Below are 13,828 nucleotides of genomic sequence, written 5' to 3'. Positions count from 1 at the left end.
GTCAATAGCGATCGCCTTGCGGTACATCTCCTCCGCTTCTGTCAGTTTGTTCTGGTCCTTTAGCACGAGGCCCAGACCGTAGTAGGCATAGACATAGTTGGAGTCAATAGCGATCGCCTTGCGGTACATTTCCGCCGCTTCTGTCAGTTTGTTCTGGTCGTATAGCACGTTACCCAGATTGTTGTAGGCATAGACATAGTTGGAGTCAATAGCGATCGCCTTGCGGTACATTTCCGCCGCTTCTTCTAGCTTGCCTTGTTTCTGTAGTAGCAGACCTAAATTATTATGGGCGAGGGTGTGAGCAGTAGTCGGAGTCCCAGATGGGTCATCCGGTAAACTTAGAGCCTTGCGGTACATTTCCGCCGCTTCTGTCAGTTTGTTCTGGTCGTATAGCACGTTACCCAGATTGTTGTAGGCATAGACATAGTTGGAGTCAATAGCGATCGCCCTACGGTACATTTCCTCGGCTTCCGTCAGTTTGTTCTGGTCGTATAGCACGTTACCCAGATTGTTGTAGGCATAGACATAGTTGGAGTCAATAGCGATCGCCTTGCGGTACATTTCCTCGGCTTCCGTCAGTTTTTTCTGGTCATACAGCACGTTACCCAGATTGTTGTAGGCAGGGACATACTGATCATCAAGAGCGATCGCCCTACGGAACATTTCCTCCGCTTCCGTCAGTTTTTTCTGGAAATATAGGACATTACCTATATTTTTGTAGGTTTGTGGGAGTTTTGGATCGAGAGCGAGCGACTTTTGACAGAAAATCAGTGCTTCGTCTAACTTATTTTGACGGAATAGCGCAGCGCAGAGATTGCTAAAAGCCACAGCACTGTTAGGATCAAGCTGAATAATTTGTCGCCAGATTCTTTCGGCTTCCGGGTATTTTTTTTGCGCTTGAGCAGTTTCACCCTGTTGCCATAACTGCTCTAGTGTTTGTGCCACTGTTGTCGGCGGCATGATCATCAATGCCAAAGTTAACACCCAAGCCAGCCGCACCACTTTCATAAGCTGATTGAAAATATTCCATCTATAGGTTAACAGATAGCAATGGAGTCAGGAACATTGCTGCATCTTAGTCGGTTAAGTAAGTAGTTATAATTACATTGAAGATAGATTTTACCTCTGATCCCCCCTGCCCCCCTTGATAAGGGGGGTGCTGATCCCCCCTGCTACCTTGATAAGGGGGGTGCTGATCCCCCCTGCCCCCCTTGATAAGGGGGGTGTTTGACAACTTTTAACACCTACTTACTTATACTTATAATGAATCAACCTAACGAAATTCAAAGGCAGCAACATCAGAGATTTACAGAGATTTTTAATCAGGGAAAACAGCGTTATATTCAAGCTGTCGGCAATAGCAAAAGCTATCTTTCCAGTGTCAAAGGAAAAGATTATTTATCAGACGAAGAAAGAGAAGAAGCGAAACAATTACTCAAACAAATATTTCAAACCCCAACAATCCAACTTAATCAGCGTGATTCAGACATGGCTAGAGGAAATAGAGGTGTAGATGAACTAAAAAGTTAGTCAATAGTGGGTAAAATGTTTGTGTATAGGACATTTTTTCCCCATGACTAAACCCTTAGACTCCCTGAAACAGCCCAATCCCTCGGAAAAAACAGCCCCTAGAGATGATTGGTTAGATAGCGAACTATCTCGTTTAGAAGATTATGAACCTTACGATTGGGGAGAAATAGATCCCTTAATGTTAGGCAAACCCGTACAATATGTTTCTAGTATTGGCTTAGTTGTCGAGGGTGGCAAAGATTAATGTCCGATCCGATAGTTGTTGGAGATGTGGTTATCGCCAGATTCCCGACGCAAAATCCCCAAGGCAGAGAACAGGAAGGAATTCGTCCCGCTTTAGTTATTGGAGTTCCTCAAAAGTTGGGCATTCCTCGTTTTCCTCTGATTATAGTTGCTCCCATGACTAGCGATCGCAACCAAATTTGGGCAGCTGCTTCACCCACTTTATATCCTCAATTGGCGACTGGTGAAGCTGGCTTACCCCAAAATTCTATTATTCTTTTAGATCAGGTACGAGCGATCGACTCAAATAGGATAGTACGCTATTTGGGATCTCTTTCAAGCGATCGATACAGAAGAATTTTCAATAGCCTTCAAACTATGTTGCTTCCTTAACAACAAATTCATCGAACCCGACAACCCTGCCACCGAAATTTACTTATTCAGGTATTAGATACCCTAGCTGATCCATCTGCCAACCTAACTTAGTTGGCTGCTGATAAACCTTTTTTAAAGTGTTAATATCCCGGCTAGAAATCGGGGCAATATCTCTAGTTTGAGCGAAATACATCACATCCGTCTCTAGGGGACTATGACCCCAAATTCCCAAAGCGTGACCTAATTCGTGCCGCGCTGCCGCTAAGGCCGACCGATCGGCTAAATTGGGACTAATCTGGATACTCATCCGATGAGTTAAGCGATTTTCCTTGACAAAAATCTCGTATTGTGTTATGGCAGAACGCACCCGGGGCAGTTCTAACTTACCCGTTTCGGCATTAAAACGGACTCCCGACGGCGGTAACTCCCGTTTAATGAGGATATCGGCCAATTCTGCCCGATTTACCAACTCCATCGGCAAATACTGCCCCCATTCAGCGATCGCCTGTTGTACCAAACTCAGCCAAGAACTGCGATCGCTGTGAACATAAATCTTCACGGGAAATTGCGACCAAATCAACGCCCCCACGGGGCTGATTTCCACAGCATCAAAATAATCCCCGGACTGGTTTTGCTCTTGCCATTGGGCTAAATTAGCGGGTAAAGGATGGGTTTTTAACTCTGGTAGCGATCGACTGTCGGCGATCAAAGAATAGGAAAACAGCAAAAGACTCGCCAAGGCTGCGAGTCCTAGAAAAGAGAACCGACCTCTTAGCATTTAGCGATTTAACCAGCCGGCGCTCAGTACAATAGTTAGGGTGATAAATACCGTCCCCAACGCCCAAGTCACCTGATTTAAGGTTTTTTCCGCCGTTTTTGCGCTGGTAAAAATCTGTGATTGACCGCCAATACCGCCAATACCATCCCCTTTGGGACTGTGTAATAACACCAAAATCGCCAGAAAGGCCGCCGCCAGCGCCCAAATAATCTGTACTACCAGCACCACTGTCATGATTATTACTCTCTATTTTCCATTACAAAGTATAGCAGTTATCAAGCCGTCAGCTTTGAATTAGTTATCAACTGGAGTCCTCTTCATCGTCTATATCCTCAAGTGTTAGTGGTGCTTGGGCGCTATGGCGAACATATAAGTAGGTAGGCGTTAAAAGTTGTCAGACACCCCCCTTATCAAGGGGGGATTAAGGGGGGGACTAAGGGGGGATCGGCACCCCCCTTATCAAGGGGGGCAGGGGGGATCGAACCTAAAATCCATTTTTAATTTAATTATAACCAGCTACTTAACACATAAACCGTACTATCTCTAATTGTAAAAAGCACTCGATAGACATTTTTACCTTTCCCATAAAAAAGTTGTCGGACTTCTTTGGGTAGAAAAATCGTCTGTTCGAGCGCTAAAGCACAACGAGTTGGTTTCTCTTGCAGAGTAGCAATAGCATTCATTAATCCTCGAAACCAACGGTCAGCAAACTCGGCATTATAACCTCGATACCAGCGATAGGCTTTTTCGATCTGTGCCGTGGCAGTTGGGGTAATTTCAACCTGAAATACCATATTTTTCGGCCATTTCTTGGGCAAAATCGGCAAGAGGACGGGTTTTACCGGAGTTTATCTCCTCAAAACCTTGCTGAATCCCCTCAATGCTCTCTAAATACTCCATCAGTTGTCTGAGCTTACTAGGATCGATTTGATCGAGAAAAGTCACCAGCACTTGTGAGCGATCGCTAATATCATTGGGTAACTCGGTTAGGTGTATTTGTCCATCTCGATAAACACCTTCGATGGTTTTCAGCATAAAATTCCCCTTTATTGACTTTTTACTCGTTAAAGCGAGATGCGGACGGGAGTGCGACTGGCTTTAATTTCCACTTCGGCCGGTTTAATCAGCGATCGCCCGGTCATTTCCACTGGGACAGGAATAGAGAGAATTTCCAGGATAGTGGGGGCAATATCGGCTAAACGACCATCATCCCGCAGCTGCACATCGCCACCGTGGCCGGGGATTTTTCTTTGTTCCCCTTCAATTAAAATTAAAGGAACGGGATTAGTCGTATGGGCCGTCCAAGGATTACCCGACTCATCCACCATCGTTTCCGCGTTACCGTGGTCGGCAGTGATTAACACTGTTCCCCCCAATTTATTGACGCTACTTAACAACTTAGCCAAGCATAGATCCACCGTTTCCACTGCTTTCATGGCCGCGTCTAAAATGCCCGTATGACCCACCATATCGGGGTTAGCGTAATTGACTACCACGAGACTATAGATCCCCTGTTCGATCGCCCCACAGACCGCTTCTGTCACCGCGGCTGCCGACATGGCCGGAGCTTGGTCATAGGTGGCGACTTTTGGACTAGGAATTAATTCGCGCACTTCTCCCTCAAAGGGTTTTTCTAACCCCCCATTAAAAAAGTAGGTGACGTGGGGATATTTTTCGGTTTCCGCACAACGAAACTGTTTTAATCCCTGTTGAGCGATCACCTGTCCTAAAATATTATTTAAATTCTGGGGGGCAAAGGCCACATCTACCGGTAATTTCGGATCGTATTGGGTGAAAGTGACAAAACTAAGCGGAGAAATTAAATCTCGATCGAAATCTTCAAAATCGGGCATAGTCAGGGCATAACATAACTGTCTAGCTCGATCGGGACGGAAATTATAGAATATCACCCCATCGCCCGCTTCGATCGCCCCCGGGGCAATTCTGGTGGGGGGAATAAATTCATCGGTAATATTTTGATCATAAAATGCCTGTAATACTTCCGTGATCGATCGCCCGTCGATACCTTGATCACTGGTCATCACGTTATAGGCTTTTTCCACCCGATCCCAACGGCGATCCCGATCCATGGCATAATAACGGCCACTGAGAGTCACCATGCGACCGAGACTGATTTTATTAATATGTTCTTGAATCCGTTTAATAGCGAGCATCCCGTCGGTAACATTAGTATCGCGACCATCGGTGATGACATGAATGCAGACATCGCTAATCCCTTGCACTTTCGCTAAGTCTAATAATCCCAGTAAGTGATCGAGATGGGAATGGACTCCTCCCTCAGAACATAAACCAATTAGGTGTAATTTGCTTTTTTTGGGGCGAATCTCGGCGCAGAGTTTTAATAAAGCCCGATTTTGTTGAATCGAACCATCTTCGATCGCATCGGAAATTCGTACTAATTCTTGTGGTACAACTCGCCCCGCTCCGATATTCAGGTGGCCAACTTCCGAGTTGCCCATCTGTCCTTCTGGTAGTCCCACATCCTTAGCGGAGGTGCGGATTAAGGTGTGGGGATACACTTCCCAGAGACTATCCATAATCGGGGTTTTCGCCATTGCGATCGCATTATCCGACCTTTGCGGGCGATAACCCCAACCATCAAGGATAACCAGCACGACTGGGGATATAGGTGCGTGGGTCATGATATACAGTCCTAAATCAAGAGTGGATTTCCATGCACTAAGATAATATCATCGAAACTTCCATTGATCACCGGTGTCGAGGCGATCAACCCCCTAATGTCAGCAAATGATGGGGTAGTGAGAATTTCAGTTAGGAATGAGGATTTAATAAGTTGCAAATCTAGAACAACTGTGGCTTTGCCGTGTAATTCCATTGAGGAAGTGGGGTGATAGGGAAGTGGGGTGTGGGGAGAAACAATTCATAACTTGAGAGTTAAGTACCTAAGCAAAATTAATTACACATTTCGATAAAGCCTTTGCCTTTTGCCTTTTGCCTATCCTAACCAAGAAATTAATTTTGCACGACTACTTAGGGTCTGCTGAATAAATCTAAAAACCTTGCTGGATAAGACTTTTAGACTTTTTTTCCCTGAAAAAGTGCCTACCATTGGAGTGATCGGGGGTAAAATTTAGGGATTTTTTCCCTGAAAATTAGGTAACTGACTACCTCAAAATCGGTAAAACCCCACACCCCACAACCTGCCCCCACCAACAAACTTTTTCAGCAGACCCTATTTATTGAGAATGAGCGGAGGAACCCTGAAAATTTCGGCTTAGTTGGTGGCAGCTTGCCGCCAAATCACTCCTCTAGATAAGTATTTTGACTCACGCCCCTCCCTCTTTTGAGACCTTGTGACACTTAGGGTGCGGAATGTGGGATTAAAATAGTCGAACCAATAGGCTAATCTTGATGCGTCCAAGAGCGATGAGCCAGACGCAAACCCCAATCGAGCAGATAACCAATCGCGCCAATAACGAGAATCACTGCCATCAACTCTGAATAGGCGAGTCGATCGCGTGTATCGAGAATATAATAACCCAAACCCGCACTAACCCCCAGCATTTCCGCCGGGACAAGAACGATCCAGATAATACCTATAGCCAAACGGAAACCAGTTAGGAGATGGGAGAGGATCGCAGGCAGAATAATCTGGAAAACCGTTTCCCCTCGGGTAGCACAGAGACTGCGGGCTAAAGTCAACCAAGAGCGATCAACCGCATTAACCCCAGCAGCCGTATTGAGAAGGATCGGCCAGATAGCCGCCACCGTCAGCAAAAAATACACGGGTAGATCACCAATGCCCAAAACCATCACCGCTAAAGGCATCCAAGAAAGGGGCGAGATCATGCGTAGAAATTGAAATAGGGCCGACAAAGCCGATTCAAGGGAGCGATACAACCCGATTAATACCCCCAACGGCACACCGATGGCACTAGCGAGAACCAAGCCCACAATAACCCGGCGGCAACTGGTGAGGATATGGGGCATAATCTCCCCCCCAACAAAAAGACGTAATAAAGCGACAAAAGATCGCTCAGGGGAAAAATCATTTAAAATCGGGTTTGAGTGCCATAGAGGACTGGTAAATAGCCACCAGAGCAATAATCCAAAACCGATACCCCATAAGGGTAGTAAAGCTCTTGGCGGGGAGGTCAAAGATTGTGACTTCATAGGTTAGGACCCTTAAAATTTGATCGTCTCGATGCGGGAGAGATTATTCGGTAAGCCGAAAGCTTTCGGTCCGCCCACCTGTTGCAAGGCATTACGGACAAAAGAGTCATCCACGAGATCCCGGGCCACCTGTCGGGGTTGCAGTTTTTGGAGAAAATCCGTATTTCCTTCTACCTGAGTGGTTTTGAGCAAGCGTACCAGTTCCTCGGTATAGGAAGGGAAAGGATAGGGCTGGAAATCGATCCGGTTGACTTGCCAGTCTGGATTCTCGATCGCCCCGTCTTTTTTATAGAAATTGCGATCGTAGTAAGTAAGCGACCGTTGCAATACTGGCAGCGGGTGAGGGGTATATTTTCCACCATCTTTAGAGAGAATCCGGGCCACTTCCGAGCGATTGCCCCGGGACCAGAGTTGGGCTTTAACGAGGGCGTTTACCACCTTCTGCGTCCATTGTTTCCGTTGCCTAATATCCTCCTCGTGAACAAAGACGACGCAACAGGCGTGATTCTTCCAGACATCGCCGGTGAAACGGAGAACCCTACCGGTTTTGAGATTTTCCGCCGCTGCGTTGAAAGGTTCAGCAACGATATAACCGCCGATGCTCTTATTGGCGAGGGCTGATACCATATCCGGGGGCGGGAGAACCACTAGATTAACCTCGTTAGAAGCGATCGGCGCGTCCTTGGCTTTGCGAACTATTTTCAGCCCGTTACGTTGTAAGAGTTGTTGCAAGACCAAATTATGAATCGAATACCAGAAAGGAACCGCGATCGTTTTACCTCCCAATTCCCTGGGATTTTCAATATCGGGAAGGACGGTGAGGGCTGAACCGTTGGTATGGTTCCAAGCGACGATTTTAGCGGGGAAATTGCGCCCGTAACGAATCCAGATCGAGGTGGGAAAAAGAACATGAATAACGTTCACCTGCCGAGCGAGAAAGGCTTCAACAATCTGCGCCCAAGAACGGAATAGGCGCGGTTGTTCGGCAGTTAAACCTTCCGCTTGATAAAGTTTTCGGGAGTGGGCCACCAATAGGGGGGCGGCATCCGTAATCGGTAGATAACCGATTTTCACAGGCTGATCGTTGGCATTGGCGTTAACGGGGAGATTCCAATTATCGGCGGCGATCGCTGCTCCGAAGGAACTGGTAAACAGTGCCGAAAGTTTCAGGAAATCTCGACGGCTCATGCCGCAACAAGCACAATTATCGTGTAGGTTCATAGATTTACAGTGTCATCACAAGGGCTAATTCTTGAAAAATTGACCGGCGTAGATCACTCAAAAGCTTGGCTGACTCGAAACGGGGTTTCGGCATCGTGATCGTCCATTCTCGGCGGATGCCCACCGGATGACGGCCCATGAGAAGAACTCGATCGGCTACTAATAGGGCCTCGTCGATGTCGTGGGTAACGAGGAGAACCGTGCTGTTATAGAGAGCTATGACTTCTAGGAGGAGTTTTTGCATCTCGAAACGGGTGATCGCGTCGAGGGCGCTAAACGGCTCATCCAGGAGCAGGAGAGAGGGGCGGCGGGCGAGGACGCGGGCTAGAGAAACTCTCTGAGCCATACCGCCGGATAGTTGATGAGGATAGGCACGCTCGAAGCCCTCTAGTTTGACGCTTTTAACGGCGGTGTGAACCCTTTCGCGCAATTGCTGATGATCGAGGCGGGGCATCCGCTTTAATTTCAAACCAAAAGCCACGTTTTGCCAAACGGTTAACCAAGGTAAAAGGGCGGGGGATTGAAAGACGATCGAGCTGCGGATGTCTGGTGCTTGTAGGGGTCGTGAGTGCAATTGTATTTCTCCGCCATCGGCACTTTGCAAACCAGCGGCGGTAGCAAGGAGGGTAGATTTACCGCAACCACTGGCCCCAAGCAAACAAACCACCTCACCGGAGCGCACCTGTAGGTTAATATCCTCAAAAACGGTACGGTAGCCATGGCGGGTTTTATAGCGTTTATGGAGATTTTTTAGGCTGAGGACGGGGTAATCCGTGGCGATACTCATTCCCTCACCCCCGCTCGCTCGAGTTCGCCAGGGAGAATTTTATCGGTAGAGGACTGACGTTGTAATTCTCTTTCCAGTTGAATCAGGCTCGGAGTTAACACAGGTAAAAAGGCGACCTCGCGCAGCCGTCGGGCCGTGTCGCTATTCCGGAAATAGCCTTTTCCTCCCTTAATTTCCGCTTCTAACCCTACGGATTCCACCGCTAACCGGGTAATGTCCACTCTGAGGGTGAATAGTTGGCGTGTTCGTCCGAGATCGAAGCTTTCTAGGGTGCTGAATTGCTCGATTGTCTTTTCTAGACGAGTCAGACGCTCCCGGGCGAAGAAATAACGATCGCTGGCTACCGCTGCCTTTCCCCCTAAACTTTTCTCTGTCTCCCCAAGGGATTTACGCGTAATGCCAAGGGCCAGTCCGCATTGTAACAGCAAGAAACAGGGGCGGACTGAGGGTAAAAATTTTGCTGCTTCCAAGCTGATAATCCAGTCGTGAGATAACTGAACTCGATCGAATTCAAGGGTACTGGTGCGGGAAGCCTGTAAACCCAATAATTGTAGGTCTTCACCCCGTTTTAACCCCTCTGCGAAGGAGGGAAGGGCGAGGATAAGAGTTTGTCCAGATCTAGTTTGAGCGGCAACGGCTACTATGAATTCTCCCTTAGAGTCGAGGTTAGAGGCCCAGGGCAGGAAGCCATTAACAGTGACGTTTTCTCCTTCGATCTTTGCCTGTAAACGCAGCTCCTCGATCCCGCCGAGGTACTTCATGGCGTTGGAGAGTCCTGTGGCTCCGGCTATCTCTCCCTTGAGAACAGCAGGTAGAATTTTGTTTTGTAGGTAAGTGTTATTACTGGCGGCCAGATATTGAATGAAGACGCGCTGACACCAGAAAACAAAACCGGTGGTCAGGCAGCATTGGGACACAGCGGAGATCGCCTCTACTGCCTGTAGTAAGGAGCCACCCCGGCCTCCTAAGCTTTCAGGTATAGCATAGCCGAACCAGCCCGATTCTCCTAGCTTGGTTAGGGCCGAACCGACGTTGAGATTAGCTGTACCGTTGTTGAGGTCAGTGGCTCTTTCTTCCAGAAAAGAAAGAATTTCGGAGCCTCGATCGAGCATAATTGTTCTCTCCTAGGGGTGAATATTTTCAATCGAGGTCAAACTATCTATAGGTGCGCCGACCACTTCTCTGGCTCTTTTTACCGCCGCTTCATCGGGACTATCGTAGAAACAGAGACATTTACTCAAGTCTTCGCAAACATAGGTCCGCTCGAAACTGACTTCGGGTACTTGAGCATAAAGGGGGGTTTTCTCCGCTTTTCGTTGCAGGTAAGTTTCCATCGTTAGCCCCGGGGGTAAATTCCACTGTACTAGATAGTTGGCTTTGTCTTTGCGCTCTCGCACAGTGGCTAAGTCCTGCCCAATCAAGCGCATTTCCTTGATTAGTTGCCAACCTAGCCCAGCGTTTTCTAGTACTTGTTCGAGGGAGGCGCGATCGATCGCTTTGATAATCAGGAATAACCGCCCCTCTGTTCCGCCAATTAGGGCTTCGATTAACTCTCCCTGGGATTTTGATGCGAGTGTGGCAATGCGCTCCAATATCTCGCTCACCTCTTCTTTTGTCCTTTCTTGTTGATCATCCTCTACTAGATATAGAGTCATAATTCATCTGAAATACATTTACAATACATTTGAGTTTAATGTCTTTGAGAAAAAAAAGCAATATTTTCAAGGGACTGAAAACGAGGTGACGCGGGAGTGGATGGTTCAAGACTGTTTCGCTCAAGTTGCGGCTATAACCCTTGCCTTGGGTGATATGCGTCACCTTCTCAGGCAGCTGAGACTCACAGTGGTGTAAACTGCGACTGATACTAAATCCGTTGAGTATAGGCTACTTATGAGGAGAGGCAAGAGGCAATAGGGGGAATAAATAGGGTTTGCGGCAAAAAGTTTGTTGGTGGGGGCAGGGTGTGGGGTGTGGGGTGTTGTGGGGTGTAGGGTTTTACCGATTTTGAGGTAGTCAATTACCTAATTTTCAGGGAAAAAGTACCTGAATTTTACCCCCGATCCCTCCAATGGTCGGCACTTTTTGAGGTCAAAAAAGTCTAAAAGCCTTATCCAACAAGGTTTTTAGATTTATTCAGCAAGCTCTAAATAATCAGTTTTTAATAACCGAATTTAGTATGACTCTCTTCTGCCTAGAATGACAGAAGAGAGATAAGTTGTGTTGAGAAATGTGTAGAGTTGGAGCCGACCCTTGACTGGAACCTAAGCTGTCGTGATAACTTGTATAGGAGTTATCGAAAAGACCCCCATCAGCTAGACAGCCCCTTCCAGTTTCTCTATGTTTCATCCTAACCAATCGGAAACCCGCGAAGATATCCGCGAGTATGTGGCTCAACTACAACTTCACATGGCTTTACAAGCTCGTAATCTCGTGCCTAGTCTGACTAATACTAGAGATAGTCGCGAGAAACTGCTGCAGGATACCCAGGCGACTATTGAAAAAATCGTTTCTCGTCATTTCTAGTTGACCGATTTTAGCATAGTCACTTGAGCCACAGGACAGGCAATACAGGTGCCAGAATTGTCACTGCGGCGGCTGTCGCTAATCTCGATGACCTCCGCTTCTGCAAGAGCAAGAATTGTCTCCTGTCCATCAGTAGGCATTTACCTTCTCGTGACAGCAAAGATAAGACCACCAGTTTTTTGGTTGTCTATACTTTAGATGGTCATAATCTGAGATTTATTAAACTTCTGAAATCCTAGGAGTTAGCAAGGAATCCAGTTCATTTTTATGTTTCAAATAGGCATCATTCAGACATCCATGAATAGCAGAAGAAAACTAATAAAAGTTTTCATAATATTTTGCATATAAGCATTTATTTTTAACGAATTTACACAGCCTTTCAATTAAATTAAGATTAAGCGAATAAGGCGGGAAATAGAGAAACGGCCGATTCAAGTCTAAATTGCATCACTGTCCGATCTACCTTCATAGAATACCTCATTCGGGGTACGATAGTCAAGACATTTTCGTAGAAGCACATATCGCTAAATTACAAACCTGTTTTGAGGGAGCGTTACCCCATGTGGGACTTTTACCTTCTGTCATTGCGGAAGGATTAGAGGTTATCTATCAGCAAAAGGGTTGGCAATTAACCGATAAGGGAAGAAATTCTGAGATAGAATCTCGTCAATTTCCGACGATGGATGATTTTTATGTTGCGGTAGAGAAGGTGTTAAAAGAAAGGGGGGATCAGGGAGAGGTTAAAAGTAATCTAGAAGCAGCGATTAAGGGAAGAATTAAACCATTACTAATGGGAAGTAAGGGGTTAATGTTTAGTCGTCCTATTTCTCAGCCAAATGCTGAGGAGTTATTTAGTCATCCAGTTATTTTAGAAATGAATGATCTCAATGAGCAAGATAAGTCTTTATTGGTGATGTTCTTTTTAACTATGTTACGAGAATATCGGCTCTTCTAGGTTCTGTGTGATCAGTTTAACTTACTCTATGATCGATCGATCTTTGTGTCCTCTGTGTCTGGAGTGGTTCCTTCCACTCCCTCGCTCTTGAGGAATGTATCTTAGAATACATTTTACCCACCAAACCTGGGAGAGCCGAATATCGAGAATTGAATCCAAGTAAAGAATTAACTCATATCACCTTAGTAGAAGAAGCACACAATGTCTTAAAAAATGTGGCTTCTAAGGGGAGTGAAGAGGGAGGAACATCGGATGTCAAAGCCAAAGCAGTTCAGTCATTTTGTAATATGTTAGCAGAGGTCAGGGCTTATATTGCTCACCAGTTGCGGGATACTCATGATCGAGAGGCGATCGCCAACGCCATGATTATGAGTGAGGAGCAGCGGGATTTTTTAGGAAAATGCGAGACAGGGAGGGCAGCAATATTTTACACTGGACTACAGAAAGCGACTTTCATTGATGTCCCAGTGTATAAAGATCCTGCACCACCGACTTATGAGGGTAAGTCTTCGATAGAGAATTGTTATCGAGGATTTGACGAAAATTTCAGTCGGCAGCAGTCTGATGAAGAGGTGCGGGTTTATATGAGTCGCTTTGGGGTGGTGAAGGGTAAAATGATAAATTGTTTTCTATGTACAGATCCCTGTGAGTATCGGGATGATATTCTGAGGTTGGCTGAGGAAAGTAAGGACGAGTTTAACGAGGCTTGGAAAAGCTTTAAAAAAGCTAAAAATAAGACTGAATCGATGAAAAATCTTGCCAGACTTATTTTAAAGGTAACTAATATTGAGGAGGAAAAAAGTTTATATATGGCTTGGTGTTATACCCAAGAAGTAGCATACCGATGTCGAATCAATGATCTTAATCAAAGTCATAAAAATAGTTTTATCAAGTCTTTTAAAGAGGTAATTTGTAAAGAATAGAGAAGCATAAATTAATCAAAATTCTGCCTTACAGTTTTTATCAGAAGAAGAACAATAACAAGCATATCGGAGATATTTGATTTACTAGGAAGTAACAGCCTATGAGCATTATAGAAAGTCAAGATTCTTCGGAAAATCTAGAAGACTTAACGGAAATACAACAAAATGATGATGAAGCTTTAGCACAATGGCAAGAAGAACAATTAGAAGAAACCGAATATATCTGAACTTCCCCCCATACATATATACTATAATAGCCGAAAACCCTTATCCATCAATGGATGTAACCCCTTAACTTTTCTTAATGTACCCATGTAATTTGTAACATTTCTTAATGGACAAGAATTCTCTCCATTTGC

19 protein-coding genes and 1 pseudogene are annotated in these 13,828 nt (G+C 45.8%); 7 read left to right on the top strand and 13 right to left on the bottom strand.

Going from position 1 to position 13,828, the window contains the following annotated elements:
* Positions 1-1,008, bottom strand: a 1,008-nt coding sequence (locus tag IM450_RS13935; protein WP_287715629.1) for a tetratricopeptide repeat protein, incomplete at its 3' end; no start/stop codon positions are given.
* 255 nt (positions 1,009-1,263) lie between these two features.
* Here IM450_RS13935 and IM450_RS13930 point away from each other — a divergent pair.
* The 3 genes from IM450_RS13930 to IM450_RS13920 are packed head-to-tail and all read left to right on the top strand — an operon-like array spanning position 1,264 to position 2,145.
* Positions 1,264-1,530, top strand: coding sequence for a hypothetical protein (locus IM450_RS13930; protein ID WP_016514695.1), 267 nt, complete (start codon positions 1,264-1,266; stop codon positions 1,528-1,530).
* A 43-nt stretch (positions 1,531-1,573) separates the two neighbouring features.
* Entirely contained in the window at positions 1,574-1,774 is a 201-nt protein-coding gene (locus IM450_RS13925) for a hypothetical protein (protein WP_002765629.1), read from the top strand.
* On the top strand, positions 1,774-2,145 hold the full coding sequence (locus tag IM450_RS13920; protein WP_002774212.1) for a type II toxin-antitoxin system PemK/MazF family toxin: 372 nt from the start codon (positions 1,774-1,776) through the stop codon (positions 2,143-2,145). Before IM450_RS13925 ends, IM450_RS13920 begins: the two co-directional genes overlap by 1 nt.
* 43 nt (positions 2,146-2,188) lie before the next feature.
* Here IM450_RS13920 and IM450_RS13915 read toward each other — a convergent pair whose 3' ends face one another.
* From IM450_RS13915 to IM450_RS13870, 10 genes are all read right to left on the bottom strand, one after another.
* Positions 2,189-2,905, bottom strand: a complete 717-nt coding sequence (locus tag IM450_RS13915; protein ID WP_123230587.1) for a peptidase — start codon at positions 2,903-2,905, stop codon at positions 2,189-2,191.
* Entirely contained in the window at positions 2,906-3,139 is a 234-nt protein-coding gene (gene secG, locus IM450_RS13910; protein WP_002736485.1) for a preprotein translocase subunit SecG, read from the bottom strand.
* A gap of 272 nt (positions 3,140-3,411) precedes the next feature.
* Positions 3,412-3,699: a type II toxin-antitoxin system RelE/ParE family toxin gene (locus tag IM450_RS13905; RefSeq protein WP_002737927.1), complete on the bottom strand. Its 288-nt coding sequence runs from the start codon at positions 3,697-3,699 to the stop codon at positions 3,412-3,414.
* Positions 3,683-3,940 carry a hypothetical protein gene (locus IM450_RS13900; RefSeq protein ID WP_002736285.1) on the bottom strand — a complete coding sequence of 86 codons (258 nt, stop codon included), beginning with the start codon at positions 3,938-3,940 and terminating at the stop codon, positions 3,683-3,685. Before IM450_RS13900 ends, IM450_RS13905 begins: the two co-directional genes overlap by 17 nt.
* Positions 3,941-3,969: 29 nt before the next feature.
* Positions 3,970-5,568: a 2,3-bisphosphoglycerate-independent phosphoglycerate mutase gene (gene gpmI / locus IM450_RS13895; RefSeq protein ID WP_002802511.1), complete on the bottom strand. Its 1,599-nt coding sequence runs from the start codon at positions 5,566-5,568 to the stop codon at positions 3,970-3,972.
* Between the two features lie 721 nt (positions 5,569-6,289).
* Entirely contained in the window at positions 6,290-7,060 is a 771-nt protein-coding gene (locus tag IM450_RS13890) for an ABC transporter permease (RefSeq protein WP_002802509.1), read from the bottom strand.
* 12 nt (positions 7,061-7,072) lie between these two features.
* Positions 7,073-8,281 carry an ABC transporter substrate-binding protein gene (locus IM450_RS13885; RefSeq protein WP_287665260.1) on the bottom strand — a complete coding sequence of 403 codons (1,209 nt, stop codon included), beginning with the start codon at positions 8,279-8,281 and terminating at the stop codon, positions 7,073-7,075.
* 4 nt (positions 8,282-8,285) lie between these two features.
* On the bottom strand, positions 8,286-9,068 hold the full coding sequence (locus IM450_RS13880; RefSeq protein WP_287665263.1) for an ABC transporter ATP-binding protein: 783 nt from the start codon (positions 9,066-9,068) through the stop codon (positions 8,286-8,288).
* Positions 9,065-10,180, bottom strand: a complete 1,116-nt coding sequence (locus IM450_RS13875; protein WP_287665266.1) for an acyl-CoA dehydrogenase family protein — start codon at positions 10,178-10,180, stop codon at positions 9,065-9,067. The genes IM450_RS13880 and IM450_RS13875 overlap by 4 nt, the downstream gene beginning before the upstream one ends.
* A 12-nt stretch (positions 10,181-10,192) precedes the next feature.
* Positions 10,193-10,723: a DUF4242 domain-containing protein gene (locus tag IM450_RS13870; protein ID WP_002802500.1), complete on the bottom strand. Its 531-nt coding sequence runs from the start codon at positions 10,721-10,723 to the stop codon at positions 10,193-10,195.
* A 682-nt stretch (positions 10,724-11,405) separates the two neighbouring features.
* On the opposite strand from IM450_RS13870, the gene IM450_RS13865 reads away from it, so the two are divergent.
* On the top strand, positions 11,406-11,591 hold the full coding sequence (locus IM450_RS13865) for a hypothetical protein (RefSeq protein WP_002731861.1): 186 nt from the start codon (positions 11,406-11,408) through the stop codon (positions 11,589-11,591).
* On the opposite strand, the gene IM450_RS13860 is transcribed toward IM450_RS13865, so the two are convergent.
* Together IM450_RS13860 and IM450_RS13855 are read right to left on the bottom strand one after the other, a co-directional pair.
* Complete coding sequence (locus tag IM450_RS13860) at positions 11,588-11,731, bottom strand: hypothetical protein (RefSeq protein ID WP_157404786.1); 144 nt, start codon at positions 11,729-11,731, stop codon at positions 11,588-11,590. The two genes, IM450_RS13865 and IM450_RS13860, sit on opposite strands and share 4 nt — an antisense overlap.
* 54 nt (positions 11,732-11,785) lie before the next feature.
* Positions 11,786-12,011 (bottom strand): annotated as a pseudogene (locus IM450_RS13855) (IS630 family transposase); the annotation flags it as partial.
* Positions 12,012-12,033: 22 nt separating this feature from the next.
* Between IM450_RS13855 and IM450_RS13850 the strand changes: the two are divergent.
* From IM450_RS13850 to IM450_RS13840, 3 genes are all read left to right on the top strand, one after another.
* Positions 12,034-12,546, top strand: a complete 513-nt coding sequence (locus IM450_RS13850) for a hypothetical protein (protein WP_002802497.1) — start codon at positions 12,034-12,036, stop codon at positions 12,544-12,546.
* Positions 12,547-12,695: 149 nt separating this feature from the next.
* Positions 12,696-13,469, top strand: coding sequence for a hypothetical protein (locus IM450_RS13845; protein WP_287665278.1), 774 nt, complete (start codon positions 12,696-12,698; stop codon positions 13,467-13,469).
* A gap of 101 nt (positions 13,470-13,570) precedes the next feature.
* A complete protein-coding gene (locus IM450_RS13840; protein WP_287665281.1) occupies positions 13,571-13,696 on the top strand; it encodes a hypothetical protein in 126 nt (41 codons plus the stop codon).
* Positions 13,697-13,828 lie beyond the last annotated feature (132 nt).

The sequence above is a fragment of the Microcystis sp. M083S1 genome (genome assembly GCF_020246405.1).
In the GTDB taxonomy this organism is placed as follows: Bacteria; Cyanobacteriota; Cyanobacteriia; order Cyanobacteriales; family Microcystaceae; genus Microcystis; species Microcystis aeruginosa_C.
The sequence above is the reverse complement of the archived record's forward strand: the minus strand, read 5'-3'. Positions and strand labels throughout refer to the sequence as shown.

Excerpts from the sequence above, each read along its gene's own strand:
- IM450_RS13930 (WP_016514695.1), top strand. The coding sequence starts at position 1,264 with ATGAATCAACCTAACGAAATTCAAAGGCAGCAACATCAGAGATTTACA.
- IM450_RS13925 (WP_002765629.1), top strand. The coding sequence starts at position 1,574 with ATGACTAAACCCTTAGACTCCCTGAAACAGCCCAATCCCTCGGAAAAA.
- IM450_RS13920 (WP_002774212.1), top strand. The coding sequence starts at position 1,774 with ATGTCCGATCCGATAGTTGTTGGAGATGTGGTTATCGCCAGATTCCCG.
- IM450_RS13915 (WP_123230587.1), bottom strand. The coding sequence starts at position 2,905 with ATGCTAAGAGGTCGGTTCTCTTTTCTAGGACTCGCAGCCTTGGCGAGT.
- secG (WP_002736485.1), bottom strand. The coding sequence starts at position 3,139 with ATGACAGTGGTGCTGGTAGTACAGATTATTTGGGCGCTGGCGGCGGCC.
- IM450_RS13905 (WP_002737927.1), bottom strand. The coding sequence starts at position 3,699 with ATGGTATTTCAGGTTGAAATTACCCCAACTGCCACGGCACAGATCGAA.
- IM450_RS13900 (WP_002736285.1), bottom strand. The coding sequence starts at position 3,940 with ATGCTGAAAACCATCGAAGGTGTTTATCGAGATGGACAAATACACCTA.
- gpmI (WP_002802511.1), bottom strand. The coding sequence starts at position 5,568 with ATGACCCACGCACCTATATCCCCAGTCGTGCTGGTTATCCTTGATGGT.
- IM450_RS13890 (WP_002802509.1), bottom strand. The coding sequence starts at position 7,060 with ATGAAGTCACAATCTTTGACCTCCCCGCCAAGAGCTTTACTACCCTTA.
- IM450_RS13885 (WP_287665260.1), bottom strand. The coding sequence starts at position 8,281 with ATGAACCTACACGATAATTGTGCTTGTTGCGGCATGAGCCGTCGAGAT.
- IM450_RS13880 (WP_287665263.1), bottom strand. The coding sequence starts at position 9,068 with ATGAGTATCGCCACGGATTACCCCGTCCTCAGCCTAAAAAATCTCCAT.
- IM450_RS13875 (WP_287665266.1), bottom strand. The coding sequence starts at position 10,180 with ATGCTCGATCGAGGCTCCGAAATTCTTTCTTTTCTGGAAGAAAGAGCC.
- IM450_RS13870 (WP_002802500.1), bottom strand. The coding sequence starts at position 10,723 with ATGACTCTATATCTAGTAGAGGATGATCAACAAGAAAGGACAAAAGAA.
- IM450_RS13865 (WP_002731861.1), top strand. The coding sequence starts at position 11,406 with ATGTTTCATCCTAACCAATCGGAAACCCGCGAAGATATCCGCGAGTAT.
- IM450_RS13860 (WP_157404786.1), bottom strand. The coding sequence starts at position 11,731 with ATGCCTACTGATGGACAGGAGACAATTCTTGCTCTTGCAGAAGCGGAG.
- IM450_RS13840 (WP_287665281.1), top strand. The coding sequence starts at position 13,571 with ATGAGCATTATAGAAAGTCAAGATTCTTCGGAAAATCTAGAAGACTTA.